Source organism: Enterococcus sp. 4E1_DIV0656 (assembly GCF_002140695.1).
Taxonomy (GTDB): domain Bacteria; phylum Bacillota; class Bacilli; order Lactobacillales; family Enterococcaceae; genus Enterococcus_D; species Enterococcus_D entomosocium.
In genome coordinates this window covers 24,887-43,868 of sequence record NZ_NGLF01000004.1, presented here as the reverse complement: position 1 = coordinate 43,868, position 18,982 = coordinate 24,887, and the positions used below count along the sequence as shown (strand labels likewise).

General features: G+C 39.0%; 24 protein-coding genes. 21 read left to right on the top strand and 3 right to left on the bottom strand.

Features of this window, described 5'->3' with window-relative positions; all coding sequences use genetic code 11:
- Positions 1-43: 43 nt before the first annotated feature.
- The 4 genes from A5882_RS18815 to A5882_RS18800 all read left to right on the top strand — a co-directional run bounded on the left by A5882_RS18815 (position 44) and on the right by A5882_RS18800 (position 3,643).
- The gene (locus A5882_RS18815; protein WP_086373471.1) at positions 44-2,224 is read left to right on the top strand and encodes a DNA topoisomerase 3; all 2,181 of its coding nucleotides are present in this window, start codon (positions 44-46) and stop codon (positions 2,222-2,224) included.
- Positions 2,221-2,685: a single-stranded DNA-binding protein gene (gene ssb, locus A5882_RS18810; RefSeq protein WP_086373470.1), complete on the top strand. Its 465-nt coding sequence runs from the start codon at positions 2,221-2,223 to the stop codon at positions 2,683-2,685. The genes A5882_RS18815 and ssb overlap by 4 nt, the downstream gene beginning before the upstream one ends.
- Positions 2,686-2,790: 105 nt before the next feature.
- Positions 2,791-3,270 (top strand): transcriptional regulator, encoded by a 480-nt coding sequence (locus tag A5882_RS18805; RefSeq protein ID WP_086373469.1) that lies wholly within the window; start codon positions 2,791-2,793, stop codon positions 3,268-3,270.
- Between the two features lie 229 nt (positions 3,271-3,499).
- Entirely contained in the window at positions 3,500-3,643 is a 144-nt protein-coding gene (locus tag A5882_RS18800; RefSeq protein ID WP_080542687.1) for a putative holin-like toxin, read from the top strand.
- 290 nt (positions 3,644-3,933) lie between these two features.
- Here A5882_RS18800 and A5882_RS18795 read toward each other — a convergent pair whose 3' ends face one another.
- From A5882_RS18795 to A5882_RS20200, 3 genes are read right to left on the bottom strand one after another with little or no spacing between them, the layout of a single operon-like run.
- On the bottom strand, positions 3,934-4,920 hold the full coding sequence (locus A5882_RS18795) for an alpha/beta hydrolase (RefSeq protein ID WP_086373468.1): 987 nt from the start codon (positions 4,918-4,920) through the stop codon (positions 3,934-3,936).
- A 4-nt stretch (positions 4,921-4,924) separates the two neighbouring features.
- On the bottom strand, positions 4,925-5,905 hold the full coding sequence (locus A5882_RS18790) for an alpha/beta hydrolase (protein ID WP_086373467.1): 981 nt from the start codon (positions 5,903-5,905) through the stop codon (positions 4,925-4,927).
- Positions 5,905-6,039 carry a hypothetical protein gene (locus tag A5882_RS20200; protein ID WP_254908553.1) on the bottom strand — a complete coding sequence of 45 codons (135 nt, stop codon included), beginning with the start codon at positions 6,037-6,039 and terminating at the stop codon, positions 5,905-5,907. The genes A5882_RS18790 and A5882_RS20200 overlap by 1 nt, the downstream gene beginning before the upstream one ends.
- A gap of 110 nt (positions 6,040-6,149) precedes the next feature.
- On the opposite strand from A5882_RS20200, the gene A5882_RS18785 reads away from it, so the two are divergent.
- The 17 genes from A5882_RS18785 to A5882_RS20195 form a co-directional block, all read left to right on the top strand.
- On the top strand, positions 6,150-6,650 hold the full coding sequence (locus A5882_RS18785; RefSeq protein ID WP_086373466.1) for a TetR/AcrR family transcriptional regulator: 501 nt from the start codon (positions 6,150-6,152) through the stop codon (positions 6,648-6,650).
- 576 nt (positions 6,651-7,226) lie between these two features.
- The gene (gene dcm / locus A5882_RS18780; RefSeq protein WP_086373465.1) at positions 7,227-8,684 is read left to right on the top strand and encodes a DNA (cytosine-5-)-methyltransferase; all 1,458 of its coding nucleotides are present in this window, start codon (positions 7,227-7,229) and stop codon (positions 8,682-8,684) included.
- A 313-nt stretch (positions 8,685-8,997) separates the two neighbouring features.
- On the top strand, positions 8,998-9,201 hold the full coding sequence (locus tag A5882_RS18775) for a hypothetical protein (RefSeq protein WP_086373464.1): 204 nt from the start codon (positions 8,998-9,000) through the stop codon (positions 9,199-9,201).
- Positions 9,202-9,245: 44 nt separating this feature from the next.
- Positions 9,246-9,575, top strand: coding sequence for a hypothetical protein (locus A5882_RS18770; RefSeq protein WP_086373463.1), 330 nt, complete (start codon positions 9,246-9,248; stop codon positions 9,573-9,575).
- A gap of 93 nt (positions 9,576-9,668) precedes the next feature.
- The gene (locus A5882_RS18765) at positions 9,669-9,848 is read left to right on the top strand and encodes a hypothetical protein (protein WP_086373462.1); all 180 of its coding nucleotides are present in this window, start codon (positions 9,669-9,671) and stop codon (positions 9,846-9,848) included.
- A gap of 98 nt (positions 9,849-9,946) precedes the next feature.
- Complete coding sequence (locus tag A5882_RS18760; protein WP_086373461.1) at positions 9,947-10,609, top strand: DUF2786 domain-containing protein; 663 nt, start codon at positions 9,947-9,949, stop codon at positions 10,607-10,609.
- 27 nt (positions 10,610-10,636) lie between these two features.
- Positions 10,637-10,882, top strand: coding sequence for a hypothetical protein (locus A5882_RS18755; RefSeq protein WP_086373460.1), 246 nt, complete (start codon positions 10,637-10,639; stop codon positions 10,880-10,882).
- Entirely contained in the window at positions 10,872-11,189 is a 318-nt protein-coding gene (locus tag A5882_RS18750) for a hypothetical protein (RefSeq protein ID WP_086373459.1), read from the top strand. Before A5882_RS18755 ends, A5882_RS18750 begins: the two co-directional genes overlap by 11 nt.
- Before the next feature lie 43 nt (positions 11,190-11,232).
- On the top strand, positions 11,233-11,619 hold the full coding sequence (locus A5882_RS18745) for a DUF6075 family protein (RefSeq protein ID WP_086373458.1): 387 nt from the start codon (positions 11,233-11,235) through the stop codon (positions 11,617-11,619).
- A gap of 107 nt (positions 11,620-11,726) precedes the next feature.
- A complete protein-coding gene (locus A5882_RS18735; RefSeq protein WP_086373457.1) occupies positions 11,727-12,176 on the top strand; it encodes an NUDIX hydrolase in 450 nt (149 codons plus the stop codon).
- A gap of 66 nt (positions 12,177-12,242) precedes the next feature.
- Complete coding sequence (locus A5882_RS18730) at positions 12,243-12,830, top strand: HNH endonuclease signature motif containing protein (protein ID WP_139843267.1); 588 nt, start codon at positions 12,243-12,245, stop codon at positions 12,828-12,830.
- 19 nt (positions 12,831-12,849) lie between these two features.
- Positions 12,850-13,161: an AAA family ATPase gene (locus tag A5882_RS20275; RefSeq protein ID WP_139843266.1), complete on the top strand. Its 312-nt coding sequence runs from the start codon at positions 12,850-12,852 to the stop codon at positions 13,159-13,161.
- An 867-nt stretch (positions 13,162-14,028) separates the two neighbouring features.
- Positions 14,029-14,346, top strand: coding sequence for an LPXTG cell wall anchor domain-containing protein (locus A5882_RS18720; RefSeq protein WP_086373454.1), 318 nt, complete (start codon positions 14,029-14,031; stop codon positions 14,344-14,346).
- Entirely contained in the window at positions 14,343-15,002 is a 660-nt protein-coding gene (locus A5882_RS18715) for a WxL domain-containing protein (protein WP_086373453.1), read from the top strand. The genes A5882_RS18720 and A5882_RS18715 overlap by 4 nt, the downstream gene beginning before the upstream one ends.
- 110 nt (positions 15,003-15,112) lie before the next feature.
- A complete protein-coding gene (locus A5882_RS18710) occupies positions 15,113-15,769 on the top strand; it encodes a WxL domain-containing protein (protein ID WP_176462066.1) in 657 nt (218 codons plus the stop codon).
- A gap of 96 nt (positions 15,770-15,865) precedes the next feature.
- Positions 15,866-16,861: a DUF916 and DUF3324 domain-containing protein gene (locus A5882_RS18705; protein WP_086373451.1), complete on the top strand. Its 996-nt coding sequence runs from the start codon at positions 15,866-15,868 to the stop codon at positions 16,859-16,861.
- Positions 16,862-17,117: 256 nt separating this feature from the next.
- Positions 17,118-18,982, top strand: a 1,865-nt coding sequence (locus A5882_RS20195) for a BspA family leucine-rich repeat surface protein (RefSeq protein ID WP_176462065.1), incomplete at its 3' end; no start/stop codon positions are given.

Genomic DNA, 18,982 nt, shown 5'->3' with positions numbered 1-18,982 from the left:
CGTTATACTGATTATCAATCACAAAAAAAGAGGTGTGTACGTATTGACTACCGTAATTTTAGCAGAAAAACCAAGTCAAGCAGCTTCCTATGCTGGTGCGTTAAAGCATAGCGTGAAGAAGGATGGCTTTTTTGAGATCCAAGATCCAATTTTTTCAGATGAGACCTTTATCACCTTCGGCTTCGGCCATTTGGTCGAATTAGCAGAACCAGGACATTATGATGAAAAATGGAAGAATTGGGCATTGGATGCATTGCCTATTTTTCCGCAACAATATGATTTTCAGGTCGCAGCTGACAAGAAAAAACAATTTAAGATCGTTTCCGGACTGCTAAAGAAAGCCGATACGATCATTATTGCAACAGATAGCGATCGAGAGGGGGAAAATATCGCCTGGTCGATCATTCATGAATCAGGCGCTTTTTCTACTAAAAAAACATACAAGCGTTTATGGATCAACAGTCTTGAAAAAGATGTGATTCGCAGTGGGTTTCAAAACTTAAAACCAGGAATGAACTATTATCCTTTTTATCAAGAAGCACAGACACGGCAAATTGCCGACTGGCTCATTGGCATGAACGGGAGTATGCTTTACACGTTGAATCTTCGTTCAAAAGGGGCAAATGGAACGTTTTCTCTTGGACGGGTACAAACACCAACGCTTTACATGATCTATCAACGCCAACAACTGATCGAGCATTTCAAAAAAGAACCATTTTATGAAATCGAATCATTGATCAAGGCAACGAATGGCTCGTTCAAAGCCCTATTAAGCCCGTCACAACGTTTTTCCACTGAAGAGGAACTACTTTCCTTTGTTTCTTCTAAGGGCGCTGCAATCGGCATACAACCAGGAACGATCAAAGATCTTCAAACAAAAATGAAGAAAACGAATAGTCCCAATTTATTCTCTTTGAGCAGCCTGCAGTCAAAAATCAATCAGCTGTACAAAGCAACAGCCAGTCAGACGTTGAAAGCCATGCAAGGACTGTATGAAGCAAAATTGTTGAGCTATCCAAGAACAGATACACCATTTATTACAGACAGTGAATTTCAGTACTTAAAAGCGAATTACGACAGTTATGCCCGTTTTTTATCCATAGATGAACCCATGGCACAAGATCAGCCAAGAAAGCGATATGTCGATGGTAGTAAGGTGCAAGAACATTACGCCATTATCCCAACGAAGCAAGTCGCAAGTGAGTCAGCCTTTAATAAATTAGATGATCTACAAAAGAAAATCTATCTGCTCGTCATGAAAACAACGATCGCCATGTTTTTACCAGATTACACGTATGAAGAAACCGTAATAGAAACCAGGGTATCAAATCTCTGTTTTAAAGCGACGGGAAAAGTGCCAAAAGTCGAGGGATGGAAAATCCTATTCAAAGCCGATACCAACAAGGAGAACGAAGAGAGCCAAACATTACCAGCTGTGATGATCGGTGAAGCGATTCAAGCGGAGGTAAAAAGCGTACAGAAAGAGACGCAGCCACCGAAACCATTTACTGAAGGCACGTTGCTTACAGCAATGAAAACGGCTAATAAGACCGTAGATGATGAACAAGCGATCAAGATCCTTCAGGAAGTCGAAGGAATCGGTACAGAAGCAACACGTGCGAGCATTATTGAAACATTGAAGCAAAAAGAATATATCAAAGTAGAAAAAAATAAATTGATCGTTACCGAAAAAGGAAAATTATTGTGCCAGGCAGTCGAAAGCCAGCACTTATTGACGAGTGCTGAAATGACGGCAAAATGGGAAACATACTTAAAGAAAATCGGGAAAAAAGAAGGGAATCAAGAGACCTTTATTGCCAATATCAAGAAGTTTATCGTGCATTTGATCGAACACGTGCCAGATGATGTGCAGAAGTTGAATTTCCACACCTACCAAGCGGAAGTCAAAAGAGAAGCTGATAAGCAGACGATCGGTAAATGTCCGAAATGTGGCGGAAATGTGGTGTTGAAAAAGTCTTTCTACGGTTGTTCGAATTATCCCGACTGTACGTTTACGTTATCTGATCAGTTCCGGAAGAAAAAATTGACGAAAACCAATCTGAAGGATTTGTTAGTCGGGAAAGAAACCGTGGTTTCAGGAATCAAAAAAGCAGACAAGACGACCTATAATGCAAAAATCAAGTTGAGCGATACCGGACAGATCACTTTTGTATCATTTGTCAATGCGCCAAAAAAAGCGAAGAAAGTAGGGAATAAAGCATGATCAATAACGTCGTATTAGTAGGAAGATTAACGAGAGATCCAGAATTAAAATTTACACCGAACGGGGCTGCAGTGGCCACGTTCACTTTGGCCGTGAATCGAAATTTTACCAATCAAAGCGGTCAAAGAGAAGCTGACTTCATCAATTGTGTCATTTGGCGTAAACCAGCCGAAACCCTTGCCAATTACGCCAAGAAAGGGACGCTTCTCAGCGTGACTGGACGTATTCAGACAAGATCTTACGATAACCCACAAGGACAGCGAGTGTACGTCACAGAAATCGTGGCAGAGACGTTTCAATTAATGGAGTCAAAAGATGTGTCTGAGCAGCGTGCGAATGAATCCAACGAAACAGCTGAAAAAAGCAAACCAACACCGCCACCGCTACCTAAACAAGAAACGGATCCATTTGCACAAAGCAGTTCGGCAATCGATTTACCAGACGATGATTTGCCATTTTGAGAAACAAAGACGAAAAAAGACCTGGAAACCCCAGGTCTTTTTTGATATAAAATTCAGGTTCAAACGACAACTGTTTGTATCACCTATCACGAAAAGAGGAATAATGTGCGATTATTTGATGTTCACCAATTTGAATTACCTGCAAAAGAGGTGATCGATTGGGAAAAAACCAAAGGAGAGATCGGATCGATGCTCTCTAGTTATCTTGTTTCAAGAGAAAGGATGGGATTGACGAGGATGCCGCCGATCCATTCAACGTATTCGCTCTTAGACCAAGATATACCAGAAATCAAACACTCTAGCTTTGTTCAAGAAAATCAGCAGTTCAAACAAGAGTTTCTTTATTTTCACCACTTGTTTTCTTTGGGTCTTACGGCCATTAGCCATCCATATAAACCAGAAATCACCGATCGGAGACGAAAGATTTTTTTGATGCGTTTTGTCTACGGATTATCAATCAATCATGTGAGCGATCGGATCCATTATCAGAAAAATGTGATCGTCGATGATTCTCAATCCAGCTTACTGCAGTTTGCGAATGCTTTGTCTATTTTAGCTTTAAAAGAACAAGAGATCTCTGCCTGATGCTGGTAATTTTTTCTATTGATCACTTCGGGTTGTGTCAACAACACGGTTTCTGAAGGAGCGGTGGTGGTGGCTGGAGCGACTGAAGGAACAAGCTTTTTGCTTGAATAATGTCGATAAAAAAACGCTAAAAACCTTGATAAATCTAGGTTTTTAGCGTGGGTTATGGTATAATATGAGTACAGTAAAGTTTGTGACGGTGGCTATCTTTTGGAAGGTGGTGATGCTTATGAAAGTAAGTGTTCACTCTTTAGAAAGGAGAAGCCTTTTGTCTGTAGCTGAAGCATTAGGGCTAATGATTAGTTTCGGTTCTTTAATCGCAACGATCATCTTTGGCATCCTAACAGCAGTGAAAAATGACAAAAAAAAATAACCGTCTACTTTAGCAGGTCACGGTTATTTTCGTTTAAATAATAGTACTGCCACCGTCTTAAACGGTGCTGTAGGGGAGTTGTTAGCGCAACTCCTCTTTACATAGTAATTATAGCAAGATTTCAGTGAAATATCAACCTTTTGCTCTACAGACGTGGCTTGCACGTCTATTTTTTTGCCCTCCTAAGTGGTGGAGGCGGTTGGAACGTGGAGGGCAAAAAAATCGCTTTTCTTTTGTAAAAAAGTTCTTTAATGTTCTTGTTATCGTCTGTTGATAATTAATTTTGTGTTTTATTGATGCTTTAATACCTTAACATCTTGATATAAATCATTTTTTAATAGTTCTGGTGATTCGCCATAAAAGACTTTTCCTGCCTCAGTGTCATTCATTAGGTAGTACCTGAACCAAGCGGTCATATATCCATCAAATTGTAAATAAGAATCTCCATGATCAACTTCTTTTTTTCTTGCAAAGGCCTTGTCGATGTTATTCGGCAAATCTTCTAAATTTTCTTCTAAGCTCCATAAGGGAGTGATACCTTGCATAATTCCTGCTTTTTCATCGGACTGGATGTTCTTACTTAGAGCCGTACCTGAGTCAAAAGATCCTGTACCTGCTGTCATAAATGTTGGAGCATCAATAAGCGACAGATCATATTCCCAGCCATCTTTGAAAATGTTTGTGTGGTAAGAAGAAGTAGGGCTTGCTGCATACACAGCTTTAATTCTATCTTTATTGCTTTGTTTTCCAGCCATATTGAATACCGACGGACCGCCTTGGGAATGGCCGCCTATCCCTATATTTTCTACATCAAACTTTTGATAAAACATACTATTTTTATTTTTATTTTCTTTAATTAAGAAGCTTATTGTGTCATTCATGGATTTTCCAGTATGTGTGTTTGGATCTCCATTTCCTACCGCAATAAACCCCCAAGAGGCAAGGTGACTCAGAAATGATTTGTAAGTTTTTGACGTGCTGCCAGTTCCATTGGCAAAGACTACTATTGGATATTTTTTATTCCCAGTTTCCATATTTTTAGGATACCAAAGTGCAATTTTTTTCATAACCTCATCTTTTGTGTCAAACTCTTTATATGAAACTTCTTCACTGCCCATTGCTGTATATTTTTTTTCTAAATTTCCGGAAACCTTTGTATATTTATAATAGTTTTCTTCTTTATGTTTTGCTAGCATTACCAATCCTATTGATATCACGCAAATAATAAGTACTATAATCCCAAAAACTTTAAAAAGCATTTTAATTCCTCTTTTCATCTACTTACTCCTCCGTCGGTAAATACTTCTCTAAATAGTCTTCGATTTTTTCATAATATAACTTCATCATCTTTGAATCATTTTGAAGCCCGTGACCTGAATGTTCAAAGACCAAATAATCGTGAGGAACATTGTAATTTTCAAGTCTTTTATTTAATCTTTTTGATGCTTCAAACGGCTGAACCTTATCAAATTTACCATAAGCTAATAATGAGGGGACGGTATTTTCGTCGATCCAAAGAAGAGCAGAAATATCCTTTATTTCTTCATCATATTTGTTGGTACCTAAAATTTCAGGTTCTATTGTTTTTCCAGCCATTACACCAAATAGATCTGCGGCTGCTTTCCTTGTTTCTTCATCGTCCTTATTTAAACCATAGTTTGACCAATCTTCATTGTAAAAAGATGAGGGCCCTACAGCTCCAAAAAGCATAGTTACTGGCACAGGAGCTTCTTTTCCATCACGATAAGCATAAATCATGGCAAGTGTGTGACCTGCAGAGCCACCGCTTAATGCCATTTTATCAATGTTATAACCCAATTCCTTTGCTATTTCTATTACTTTTGGAATGCTTTTTTTAATTTCAAGAGATTGTGTATATACGCTTGCTTTAGGATTATTCTCATTTCTTAAGGTATAATTAATCCCTGCCGCAACATATCCCTTTGATGCGAGCCATTGAAGCATCTCTTTATCGTCCTTTTTGTCTCCCGTTGCAAAACCACCTGCATGAAGATACACAACAAGTCCGTATGAATTTTTTGTAGTATTCGATGGAAGATACAAATCAAATTTATTGGATTCCTCTGTACCATAGGCTATATCCTTGTGGATTGTTCCTACTTTTTCGCTCCACTGAACCATGTAATTTTTAGACCAGCTCGGTGTATAGGTCATCTTAACAACTACCGAACCTACAAAAGCTAAGATAAACGCAAAGGTATAAATCATAAACCATTTCAATCTCCCATTGTGTTTTTTCATTATAAAAAATCTCCCCCGAATAGTGTTCCACCCATTAGAAAGTTTAGTACAGCTCTAACAGCTAACCTTCCTAATACAATTCCTGCTGCTATAACAATTAAAAGTATTATAGTTCTCTTACTTGTAATATTCATAAAAGCTCCTCTTGTTTTTCTTTATTGTTGAGGGTACAATTATACCACCGCATTAAAAAACAAAACAATATAAAAAGGAAAAAGGTACAAAAGGAGGAGTTTGTTCCATCATGGGAAACAAAGAGCGAAACAAATATGTTATCCACCAAATCATTTCAGCTACACTAATCCTTTTTCAAGATAAAAAATGGCAGGAAATATCTATTAGTGAAATTATTACAAAAGCTGAGGTTAGTAGAAATTCCTTTTATAGAAATTTTGAGAATAAAGAAGATATTTTAAAAAAGCATCTTAAAGATCTATCTAAAAGTTGGTTTTCTGCAGTGACTGGACAAAATGATTTGTCATTCTCTGAAAAGCTAAAGTCTATTTTCTCTCATTGTGAGGATAATAAAGTTTTTTACCAAAGATTAAATGAACAGGGACTATTATATTTGTTTAAGGATATTATGACGGATTCCATGGATCTTACCCCTGAGTCCACTGCAATGGAAGCGTATATGAAATCATATGTCATATACATGCTTTACGGATGGGTTGAAACTTGGTTAAACCGAGGAATGAAAGAAAGTGCAGAGGATATTTCTTTTATTTTTTCAACAGTTAAATAGATTTAATAGTCAACACGTAAAATTTTCAGTTTTCCTACTAAGCCAAAGTTTATTTGTTTCTATATTCCGATACATGATGGTAAATTTTATTTCTTTTCTTGTTTATTTCAAATAAGTTGCCTTTAACAGCATAACTTTTTGTTTTCATAAAAAAGAGGTTTCCAATAATTGGGAAGACCTCTTTTTTAATTGCTTTATGTTTAACTTGTCCATTAATTATCATATTTTTGAAACTATATTATTCGAGGTGTTTTCTACGATCAGTACGAACTTTCACTTCCATCAACTGATTTTCCAGTTCCTTTTTCAAACCTGCAGATATATTTCAAACATACTTCTATAGGCTGAACAGAATACTTTGCTCCTTTAATAAGAATTATATGTTTAATTTTTGATGATGTTTTTATTTAGTTTTCCTCAAATGACTAACGTGGAGAGCCAAAAGGTCTCTTTTCTTTCTTAAAAAAGGTATAAGTACCACCATTGTTCCGTAATTTAACCATCCATTTTCTCGGTATTCTTAATCCATCAGGTACTTGAAATACCTTTCATGCGCATGAAGAAACTGAGTGAACAATGGAAAATGGTACAACAGAAAATAAAGGCACCTTTTTAGATCTTTTTTCAGGAATCGGAGGATTTCGTTTAGGAATGGAACAAGCTGGCTACCGATGTGTTGGGTATTGTGAGATCGATGGCCATGCCAGAAAAAGTTATCAATCAATTTTTAACACAAAACAGGAGGTAGAAATGCATGATATCACAAAACTTTCAGATGGATTTATTCGAGGAATCGGACGTGTGGACATTATCACGGGAGGATTTCCGTGCCAAGCTTTCAGCCTTGCAGGAAAAAGAAAAGGTTTTTCAGATACTAGAGGAACTCTCTTTTTTGAGATTGCACGCTTCGCATCTATCTTGCGACCTAAGCTTTTATACCTTGAAAACGTCAAAGGACTCCTCAACCATGAACGAGGGGCTACGTTTGAGACGATCCTCCGAACCCTGGATGAATTGGGGTATGACGTGGAATGGCAACTGTTTAACAGCAAAGAGTTTGTCGCCCAAAACAGAGAGCGTGTATTTATTGTCGGACATCTTAGAGGAGCAGGTACCAAAAAGATTTTTCCTCTCACAAGAGAAGAAGGATCAGCTGATCAAAAATCAGGAAGGATCCATTTAGCTGGAACGACACATGCAGCGAATGATTTAAGTCGATTTACACGAGAAAGAACGTACTATACGGACGGTCTGATGGGGACTTTGACCGCAACGGACTACAAAACACCGAAACAAATCGTTGTTGGCAACGTCAATCCAAGCGGTGGCGGAATGAATGGCCAAGTGTATGACGCTTCAGGACTTAGTCCTACGATCACCACAAACAAAGGAGAAGGAAATAAAATTGCGATCCCGATCCTAACGCCAGATAAAGCTACTATTCGTCAAAACGGCCGTAGAATGAAGGAAAATGAAGCGCCGATGTTTACCTTGACCACACAAGATCGTCACGGAATTATCGTGGCAGGGTCGATCGATGGTTCCTATCGATCAGCTGCAGCGATCCATTCCGTAGAAGGGCTATGCCCTACACTTACCACCATGAGTGGTGGCGGCCACGAACCCAAAATACTGGTGAAAGAAGCCACGAAAAAAGGCTATACTGCAGCACTACCAGGCGATAGTATTAATTTCGCTTATCCTAAATCTACAAAACGTCGGGGACGTGTGGGAAATCAGCAAGCAAATACCGTCGTTACAGGTGATCAGCAAGCCGTAGTAACCGATGATTTTCAGATCCGGAAACTAACACCACTTGAATGTTGGCGACTGCAGTCGTTTCCTGATTGGGCCTTTTTGGCAGCGAAATTCGGTAGTAGGCAGATCGCTGAAGAAATAATCAGTAATCGGCTTGATCACTATAACTGCAGATACGATCAAAAAACTTCGGACAGTCAGTTGTACAAACAAGCTGGAAATTCGGTTACTGTATCCGTCATTTATTTCATAGCAAAACACTTCCAAATTGGTTAAAATCAACTTTTTTGACCATTAAAATCAAAAAAAGTAATAATAGATTGTTAATATCGGTATACCGTGGTATAATAAATACAACGGTATACCGATATGTTTAATTTTTAGAAAGGATCTATAACTATCTGAAGATCCGGTATACGGATAAAAAAGGGAGGGATCACTACTGCAAAATAAAAAAGCACTTATTCTGAGTGGGTCAGAACAAGCGCAAGTAACAAATCCTTTGACGGGAATGCTACTACTCAAAATATACCATAATTGTGAGTAGTGGCAAGTTTTAATTGTCATACTCCTTTCAGGAGGAAAAAAGATGTACGCAGATAAAGATAAAATAGAATGGTTGCTTTTTGAAAGTGGAAAATCATTGTATGAAATTCAAAAAAAATCAGGAGTTGCCGCAACAACTGTTGCAGATCTTGCTCATAAAAGGTCTTCTATAGAAAGAATGCGATTTGATAATGCCGCCAAGCTTACAAAACTTGCGGATCAATTAAAAGAAGAAACCACTGAATAATCAGAGCTTAATCTTGTAACTCCTTATCTCTAGGAGGAAAAATAATGAATGCCGTTTTAAATAAGAAAAAATGTACTGTGATATTTGATCACTATGAAGATAATAACAATGTAGCGATTCAACTGGTTAAGAAAAGAAGAGGTCAGTCTGAAGAAGAGCTGATTGCCACGGCCACGGTGAACACGAGTATCGGAATCAAACAAGATTTCGTCGCAATCAAAGGGTGGTCTGAAAATACGGGCATTGAAGAGGTACTGATAGCAGCTGGTGTCATTTGTGAGGAATCTGTAGGGGCAATTCCTTGTGGCATGGCTGTTGCAAAAGTCTTTCCACTTACAGAAGAAGCCAAGGAAGTTATGAAAAACAATCAGTAGAAAAGAGTCGATTCAAAGATAAAGCGAGTGTGGTTACACGCTCGCTGCGTCTTTGATTAGATCTACGATCGTTTCAATGAAGGAGAGCGAGTTATGGCCATTGCAAAAGGAAATACGCGTCTTCCTGTAACGCTTAATGGAAAGAGGAAGCAGGGGTTGAAGCACTTGAACACCAAGTACAATAAAAGTGAATCGAAATTAATGTGTATCGCTTTAGATATGTTGCTTGAGCAAGAAAAAGCGGGATTTGAGATTCCTGCGCTCAGAAAGTGACCGCACTTTATTTTCTATTTAATTGAAGTGCTATCACTTATCAGTGAAACCGTTATCCAATACGTGGTAAACTAAAATCAGACAAAAGGTGAGATCCAATGGATGAAAAAGCCAAAAAGAAAATCGTAAAATTATTAGCTCTTGCAAATGATGCCAATGACGAAGAGTCGATGTCAGCCTTAGCAAAAGCACAAGAGTTGATGCTTCAGCATAATATCGATGAATCAGACGTTTTTCATTATAAGCAAGAACAAAAGTCAGAAGCAGTGATCAATACGGTGATTTATGAAGGCCGGCCACAAAAATGTCTTTACCGATTAGCGAGGATCATTGCTAAAAATTTTCGTGTCCGGTATTATTATCAGTCCGGAAAACCGATTGAACTTCACTTTGTTGGGATCATGTCCGATGTACAAATTGCTCAAATCACGTTTGAGTATGCTCGTGGTAGTGCCAGCTACTGTGCAAGGCAGTTTCTTCAGTTGCCAGAGATCAGACGAAAATACAAACGGAAATGGCAGTTAAAACAAGACTATTTGGAAGGATACTTGAAAGGTTTGTCGCAAACATTTCGAAAACAAGTGCTGACAAACGGCTATGAATTGGCTTTGCAAGTACCTGAAGTGGTTCAGGCTGAAGTCGAAAAAATTGGACTGGTACCTGGGAAAGATACCTCTCACACCGTGAGGGATCGGGAAGCATTTTACTCCGGTTATGCAGACGGTGTCCGTTTTAAGGATAAGGATCGATTAGGTACTTAATCGTATGTTGAAAGGGGACTTATAAAGATGGCTGAAGAAAGACAATGTTACGGTGGGCAATGGAAAGTACCAATAACGCCCTACAATCGGCGCTTATACTGGCCGCCTAGCTGGATCAAATGTGATTGCGGTGAGTTAGCAAAACAAGCAAGAGAAAGAAAAGGGGATCGTTTGTATGCGAATGGGCGTTACTTATGTAACTCATGTCACCGAGAATATGAGATGGTCTATGGGAGAAATCAGTTTATTTTGGTGAATGAGAATGAAGACTGAAGGGAATCTCATTTCTTTTGAGAATAAGCGAAAGAAAGGATGGACAGTCATTGTCTTGAGCCACTTTTCAAAAGAGCTTATTGGATTTTTGAGTGTGGATGCTGCTACTGAAAATTTATGCTTTACTCAAAAGAAGGAAGAAGTGGGAGTATTTACAGAAACTGAAGTAATTGAAATTCTGGAGTCAATTTATGCCTTAAAAGATGAAGGAGATGTAATCCACAGAACAAATGAAAAAAACGGAACTGAAGACTGGATATCAGGAAAATATTTTGATTTTAAAAAAGCAAAAATCGAATTCAAATAATCAGATTACACTTGATTGGTATAGAACCTAGGAGGAAGATATTATGGAAGAATTATTTTTAAACAAAGAACACATTGGGAAATTCGCTGACATGATGAATGAATTAGGATTTGAGGATCTTAATGATCCGTACTGGAGAAGCTTAGTGTATATTTTGTCTGGTGATGATAGACTGTTCAATGAACGGCACACGTTAGTTAATATTAAAGGAAAAGAGATCAATAGTGAAATCTGGTTTGATGGTCATTTATCTGGCGGTGAGCAAAGACTGCTTGCTTTGGCTTATAACTTATTTACAAATCAGGACTTCTATGAGTTTGCGAATGGGAAGAAATACTACATTTCTCCGCTAGAAATTTTTTCTGGTATCGATGAATCAGGTTATAAACTAGCTAAAAATGCAATGGATGTGAGACTCAATTTCTTTTAAGGAGAGGCTATTCAAGTTTTATATGGCAAAAGTAATATGGGATTTGGAGTATTCAAAGATAGTTTTTATATTGATGAAATATTATTTAAGGAGATAGATTAAAGGATATCACCAGTCATTTTGAAGTTTACGGGGTATGCTTTAAAGATAATAAATTGTTGTGTATTGAGAAGAATGCCGGACCTTACAAGGGAAGACTTGATCTTCCCGGAGGCAGCCAAGAAATTGGTGAAGGATTAACTGAAACCTTGACAAGAGAATTTCTAGAAGAAACAGGTTATAGTATATTTTGCTACTCCAATCCTAGAATGTATGATGTTTTTGTCAAGGAAGAAAAAAAAGATTTTATGGTTCATCATATCATGGCATTTTATGATGTTGAAATAGACTTGGCTGTAAATAAACAATTATTGCCTTCTTCATTAAAAGATGGCTTAAATGATTCTGATTCGGAAATATGGGTGGAACTAAGTGAAATTAATTTGGAAAACTCGTCCCCACTAGTTCTGAAAGCAAAACAAGAACTACTAGGAATAGTAACTATCATAAACAACTAAAATTATAAGGTAGCAACGGATGTCAACGATTGTCTTATTCCTATCCAATATCAACTAAATCTTGTCATGTATAACCAGCTAAAAACATATGGTTATTCAAATAAAGGAAGCTATCTTGGAAAAGACAAAGGAATTTTGCCTTATCTGAAAAGCGAAATGGTACGTTATATTATGGACTATCCAATTCTTCCTATTGGTTTCATCAAAACTAAAAATGCAAGATTGAAAAATCATAGAATCAATAAATATAACAAGGAGGGGCGAGTGCTCATTCATCAGAACCAAAAAGCTGTAGATGAAACTATGTTGGCTTGGTTAAGGAATTATCTAATCAAAGGAAAACGAGGTAATATCGAAGTTAATGACAATCGAATTTCCTTATTCGTTGGTCAAGGTGGGAAATGTTCTGTAACAAGAGAAGTATTGGAACCAGGTAATTTTCACCTTCACCATAAGATTCCTTGGTATAAGACAAAAGATGATAGTTATTGGAATTTGACTTTAGTTTTAGAGCCAGTCCACCAACTAATTCATGCGATAAAAGAAGAAATCATTCAAAAATATCTATTAAAGCTCGATTTATCAAAAGAGCAACTTTTGAAAGTAAATAAATACCGAAAAATACTTGAACTAGAACCAATCAATTTACCTTAAAAAGTCACCTTAAACTATAGTGGAATATGAATTTTCTGCAAATAAAATTATCGATAGAAAGCCGTGTGAGGTTCAGGAGCCCGAAACTTCACAGCATCCATCCAACCAAAAAATGCTTATAAACTCGTTGCTAGAATTGAGTAAAGCCGAGAATACTCAAGTAATTATTACCACACACACACCTGACATCGGGGGCACTGTACCTAAAGAGTCGTTAAGGTTTGTTACACAGGAAGATAGTCGTAAAATGGGTAAGCATTCAGATCCTCAGGTTTATATTCAAATTGTTGGTACCCTAAATCAAAAAAATATCTGGATGGAGAAAGATTGACGTGGATATAGTCTGGCTTGCTCATTACGGTAATCAATGTGATGAAATTGACCCAAATAGGGACTTGATCTACCAAAAATGAATAGAGAAATAAGGAGCTCTCGAAAAATCACTTGATTTTCGAGGGCTCCTTATTTTTGGGAGAGCGTAACTAGTTAGCTTATGTCACACCCTTGCAGTGTATTTTTGGGTTCGCGAATCTACTGGACAGAAATCCTCAATAAGATTCTAAATCCAAACAGTTGCCTTTTCTTGTCCATTTTTCGATGGATTTAGTACGTGTGATTTATGATAAGTTATCCCTGTATCTGAATAAAAAGTATATTTACCAATAAAGTTAATGTGTATTTTTATGATGCTACAAACAGGCGAAATGTAAACGTCGTAACTTCTCAGAGGAACAGGAGTGGCTGGGGACTAAGCATCTCTTCAGTAGAAAGTTCATAAAGGAGACGTTGTTAATTGTCTATGAAGATAGTAGCACAAGTGTTTACTACGTTTAGTTTTTGTCCAAGATTAGGAAAAAAAAAGTGTGTGGGAGCAGGGGAGTGTTGGTAGGATGAATAGTGGAATATTCATATTCTAAAAAAAAGTATTGAAAAATCTATAGGGGAAGAGGGTGTGTGATGCCTACTGCAGTTTTTAAAATGTGTGTAGTGTCAATTACTGGAGCCGAAAAGAGAGAGGGGTGCAACTAGAACGAATCGTCGCTTTTGACTCAACCCTGACAGGAATAGAAAGTTGAAATATTTCGTTTGGTTGTTGGGAAGATAGGGAGGCTATCGAATATGTGGATGAATTAGAGCGTGATATTCTATGTTGCTGATCCAAATTTGATAATAAGATGGTGAAAGTGAGGGGAGACCTATGCGGAAGATCATAAAAGTAATAGTTTTTATCGGTGTTTTTCTACCGATACTCGCACCCACAGTAGGGAGAGCCGACGCATTACGGGATAGTATTCCCCGTAGGGGATCAGACGTGCGAGTAACAATCATTAATCCAGAAGACTCCTCAGAGGAGACAACGGATTCGACTACCAATGGAAATGGTGGGAAGCCCCCAGGCGGCACCCTTCCTCAAACAGGTACAAGCAACGATATGAGGCTTGTCGGCAGTGGTGGAATATTGGTGGTACTTGGGTTGTACATTCTAAAAAAAAAGAAAGAAGGAAAAAAATTATGAAAAAAATGAAGTTTGCAAGTATGAGTATTTTGGCGCTATTGGGTTCCGGTGTTGTTGCACAAGCAACTGAATACCCAGCAGCAGGTTTAGCAGAAAGCCCTGTAAGAGTGACGATTCACGGTGACGAGGAAGTTCCTCCAGTTGATCCAGAAAATCCAAATCCAGATCCAGAGAATCCAAATCCAGATCCAGAACTATTAGACATTCTCTATGCTTCTCCATTAGAGTTTGGATCAGTCACATTAGATGGGGAAGAACAAATTTTAGATGCTGCTGACGATCGTTCTGTCAACGGGGATTCCTTTTCTCCGATGGTTTCTATTCGCGATCGACGCTCAGATGACACACGTAGCGGATGGGCACTATCTGTTAAGTTTGAAGAGGAATTTTTAGATGGTGCTGAGATTCGGATGAATCCATTTGTTCACGAAAACAATGCGTTACTGGGGATTGTTGGTGGAGGAGAAATCACCGTAGGTGTTGATGCACAACTATTTGCTTCAACTACGACAGAGGGGTATGCACGACACTCTGTTTCAATGGCAATGGCGCAACCTGATGAGGCAGTTCAATTAGTTATTCCAGGGGAAACGGATGTTGACACTGGGGAATATACAACAACACTTGTATGGGAATTGACAGATGCCCCGTTATAATTCGGAGGAAAGATGTAAGTAGGAATTCTCACTTACTATAGAAAATGAACTAAATTTAAACTGAAGAGAAAGAAGGAAAAATCATGAAAAAAATTCATTTGATGAGCACCATGGCACTTATAACAACATTAGTAGGAACAAGTTTACAAGCTTCAGCGGCAACCACATATCCAGATGCACTGAATGCAGAGTCTCCAGTAACAGGAGAAGTTACTTTACCAACAACTCCACCAGGGATTCCACCGATTGATCCGGAATCACCAGAACCACCAATTGATCCAGAGGAAGGAAACCCTGAGTTAGGAGATGGCTTGTCCATCCTTTATGTGTCGCCACTTGATTTTGGACAAACAGAATTCTCAACGGAGGCCCAAACCTTGTTGGCTGAAAAACTTGTAGATGAGGACGAAAATGAATTTGAAAACAGGGTGACAGTTACCGACCTACGGGCTGATCGTGATGGTTGGGAATTAACAGTTGCCCAAAGTAGCGAACTTATGGATGGTGCGACTCTTACGATGTACCCTAATGCACATGCAGGCACTGCTGCAGCTCTAGGAGTGACGACTGCTTCAGGACAGCTACTTCTATCTACAGATGCTGCTACCTTTGCAACAGCAGATAATGAAACTGCAGATGCAGGAATTATTTCAATGGGCATGGGCGAGGTGGAATTAAATTTACCTGCCAGTGCTGGAGCTGGTGAGTACAGTACAACGCTGAACTGGACCTTGACTAACGGGCCGGTTGCACCTGACCTTGACTAAGTAGGTCAGGTGCACCTAAAAAAATATAATTTGTATCGGAGCAGAAGACAATGACCGACATCTTCTGCACCTGTTTAAGAGAATGGGGGAGCGCGTATGCGACGATTTTTTATGAGTAGTATGTTTTTTATTGTCATCTTTGCCTTTTGGGTGATTGGGGTAGACTTTGCAGAAGCGAGTGCCCCCAATTTTAATGTCCAAGCTGTTTTGCCTAGCAGCCAAACAAACCCAAAAGTGTCCTATTTCGATGTTACCTTAAAACCTGAGCAAGAAGAAAATTTAGGTGTGATTATTACTAATAATACCCAGGAAGAAATGACGTTGGACATTAATATTAATACAGCGACGACCAATAGCAATGGGGTTATCAACTATGGATTTAGTGAAGAAACGCCAGATAACACACTGCCCATTGATTTTTCCGAGATTGCCACTGTTGAGTCACCAACGGTGACGTTAGCAGCTGAGGAAAGCCGCTTAGTGGAAGTACAGGTAGTCATGCCCAGTCAATCATTTGACGGCGTTCTTTTAGGTGGAATCACTATCTCAGAACAAACAGAACAAGGATCAACTCAAATTACAAACCGTTTTTCTTATGCTTTGGCTGTAGTGATTCATCAAACCGATCAAGAAGTGCTGCCTAAGGTCGACCTAACTCAGGTTCAAGCCGAGCAACGAAATCGTCGGAATTTTGTCGTTGCTTCTGTTCAAAATCAAACCGCAATGATATTAGGGGATGTCTCTATAGAGGCAGAAGTATTTAAGCAAGGTGAGGATACTGCTTTGTTTACGGCTGTGCGTAGTGATATGCGTATGGCGCCAAGCTCAACCTTGCCATTTGGCGTGAGTACGGGGACGAAACCTTTAGAGGCAGGGATTTACCGGATGGAATTAGTCATGACCTCTGGCGAAGACAAGTGGCAGTTTGAGAAGGAATTTGAGATTACCGCGAAAGAAGCAAGACAATTGAATGAACAAGCGGTCAATCTAGAAACAGACAATACAAGGTTGTACTTGATAATAACGGGTGCTGTAGTGGCTATCTTAGTGGGAATTATTGGCTGGTTGATCTATACAAGACGAAAAAAGTAAAAGCGGTGCCTTTCAAAGAACAAGATAAAAAAGCGGGCAATGTTTTTTGTCCCCCTTTTCGTTGGCATTGATAAAAAATTAGAGAAGAATGGCCTAGAGTCGGATAAGGTAAGGATAGAATTTTCGTTTGTTCAACCGGGAATACGTGAGGATTCGTTGAATTTTTAAGAAGAGGTGAGACAGATAAATGCATAAAAAGCGAAAGAAGTGGACTGGCCTGTTTTTCTTCAGACTCCTCGTAACGGGGAGCCTCGTGTTGTCTAACATACCATTTACCATGGTAAATGCAACAACACAAGCAGAGAACAAGGATGTCTATGAACAACCAACAGAAAATGATGGTAACAGCGATGCGACACTGGATGAGAGTGATTCAGTCCTCCAAGAGAATTTTTTGACAGAAGAACTTGTACCGAGTGAGGAGTCAACTGTTGAAGAAAACAAAGAAGAAAGTGAACCCGATTTACCAGAAGACAGTTTTACACAAGAGATTCAAGAGAGTGAAGAGTCGTTAGAAGGGGCTGTCGAAGAAGAGACTCCAACCTTTGAAGAGATAGCATCGACAGAGGAGTCCGCGCATTCTGAAACTCGTATAGTAATAGGGATGCATGGCTTGGTTACATTCGAACTTGATGAAAATACTGGCGTCTTGACGCTAGGTGGTGGCACTTTTGATTCAGGACTAGGATCGGTCGGTGCTACTTCTCGGTGGTCGGATTTACTTGATCAGGCACTAGTAACAAAAATTGTATTCACAGAACCTGTAGTGGCGCATCAAAGTAGTAGCTATCTTTTTGCAGGGTTCTCAAACTTAGTGTCTATTGAGAACTTAGAAATGCTTGACACGTCCAGTGTGATGAATATGCAAAGCATGTTTCAAAATGCAAGTAGTTTAAGTAGTATAGATTTAAGTGGCTGGGACACATCCAGCGTGGCGAATATGAACTCCATGTTTTCTAGCGCAAGTAGTTTAAGTAGTATAGATTTAAGTGGTTTTGATACATCCAGTGTGAGGAATATGTCCGGCATGTTTCAACATGCAAGTAGTTTAAGTAGTATAGATATAAGTGGCTGGGACACGTCCAGTGTGACGAGTATATTCTCCATGTTTTCTGGCGCAAGTAATTTAAGTAGTATAGATTTAAGTGGCTGGGACACGAGCCGTGTGACAGATATGCACTCCATGTTTTCTGGCGCAAGTAATTTAAGCAGAATAGATTTAAGTGGCTGGGACACATCCAGCGTGACGAGTATGTCCGGCATGTTTAGGGGTGTAAGCAGTTTAAGTAGTATAGATGTAAGTGGTTTTGATACGTCCCGTGTAACGAATATGATGGGCATGTTTCAAAGTGCAAGTAGTTTAAGTAGTATAGATTTAAGTGGCTGGGACACATCCAGTGTGACGAGTATGTCTGTCGTGTTTGATGGTGCAAGTAATTTAAGTAGTATAGATTTAAGTGGCTGGGATACATCCAGCGTGACGAGTATGTCCGGCATGTTTCAAAGTACAAGTAGTTTAAGCAGTTTAGATTTAAGTAGCTTTGACACGTCCTATGTGATGAGTATGTCCAACATGTTTCGTAATGCAAGAAGTTTAAGTGAATTAAAGCTAGGCTCTGACTTCTGGTTTGTTGATGGAACTTCAGCAGTTTTACCAGCAATATCAACGGCGAGTGGCGAGTACACAGGAGGTTGGTCTGGACTTGACACCGGCACCACTTTTGGGTCGAGCGCAACCTTTATGACGGACTATAATGGTGAAGCAGATACGTACGTGTGGGAAGAAAGACCACGACATGGTACAGTGCCATTTAGCCTTGATGAAGATGGTGTACTAACACTATGGGGTGGCACTTTTGATTCAGGACTAGGATTGGTCGGTGCTACTTCTCGGTGGTCGGATTTACTTGATCAGGCACTAGTAATAAAAATTGTATTCACAGAACCTGTAGTGGCCCATCAAAGTAGTAACTATCTTTTTGCAGGGTTCTCAAACTTAGTGTCTATTGAGAACTTAGAAATGCTTGACACGTCCAGTGTGACGAATATGACTGGCATGTTTAGTGATGCACGCAGTTTAAGTAGTATAGATTTAAGTGGCTGGGACACGTCCAGTGTGAC

Coding starts and splice junctions, on each gene's coding strand:
- A5882_RS18750 (WP_086373459.1), top strand. CDS start 10,872: ATGAAGACTGAAGGGAATCTCATTTCTTTTGAGAATAAGCGAAAGAAA.
- A5882_RS18730 (WP_139843267.1), top strand. CDS start 12,243: ATGTATAACCAGCTAAAAACATATGGTTATTCAAATAAAGGAAGCTAT.
- A5882_RS18720 (WP_086373454.1), top strand. CDS start 14,029: ATGCGGAAGATCATAAAAGTAATAGTTTTTATCGGTGTTTTTCTACCG.
- A5882_RS18715 (WP_086373453.1), top strand. CDS start 14,343: ATGAAAAAAATGAAGTTTGCAAGTATGAGTATTTTGGCGCTATTGGGT.
- A5882_RS18770 (WP_086373463.1), top strand. CDS start 9,246: ATGAATGCCGTTTTAAATAAGAAAAAATGTACTGTGATATTTGATCAC.
- dcm (WP_086373465.1), top strand. CDS start 7,227: ATGGAAAATGGTACAACAGAAAATAAAGGCACCTTTTTAGATCTTTTT.
- A5882_RS18795 (WP_086373468.1), bottom strand. CDS start 4,920: ATGAAAAGAGGAATTAAAATGCTTTTTAAAGTTTTTGGGATTATAGTA.
- A5882_RS18785 (WP_086373466.1), top strand. CDS start 6,150: ATGGGAAACAAAGAGCGAAACAAATATGTTATCCACCAAATCATTTCA.
- A5882_RS18760 (WP_086373461.1), top strand. CDS start 9,947: ATGGATGAAAAAGCCAAAAAGAAAATCGTAAAATTATTAGCTCTTGCA.
- A5882_RS18775 (WP_086373464.1), top strand. CDS start 8,998: ATGTACGCAGATAAAGATAAAATAGAATGGTTGCTTTTTGAAAGTGGA.
- A5882_RS18765 (WP_086373462.1), top strand. CDS start 9,669: ATGGCCATTGCAAAAGGAAATACGCGTCTTCCTGTAACGCTTAATGGA.
- A5882_RS18710 (WP_176462066.1), top strand. CDS start 15,113: ATGGCACTTATAACAACATTAGTAGGAACAAGTTTACAAGCTTCAGCG.
- A5882_RS18800 (WP_080542687.1), top strand. CDS start 3,500: ATGAAAGTAAGTGTTCACTCTTTAGAAAGGAGAAGCCTTTTGTCTGTA.
- A5882_RS18790 (WP_086373467.1), bottom strand. CDS start 5,905: ATGAAAAAACACAATGGGAGATTGAAATGGTTTATGATTTATACCTTT.
- A5882_RS18745 (WP_086373458.1), top strand. CDS start 11,233: ATGGAAGAATTATTTTTAAACAAAGAACACATTGGGAAATTCGCTGAC.
- A5882_RS18755 (WP_086373460.1), top strand. CDS start 10,637: ATGGCTGAAGAAAGACAATGTTACGGTGGGCAATGGAAAGTACCAATA.
- A5882_RS18705 (WP_086373451.1), top strand. CDS start 15,866: ATGCGACGATTTTTTATGAGTAGTATGTTTTTTATTGTCATCTTTGCC.
- A5882_RS20200 (WP_254908553.1), bottom strand. CDS start 6,039: ATGAATATTACAAGTAAGAGAACTATAATACTTTTAATTGTTATAGCA.
- ssb (WP_086373470.1), top strand. CDS start 2,221: ATGATCAATAACGTCGTATTAGTAGGAAGATTAACGAGAGATCCAGAA.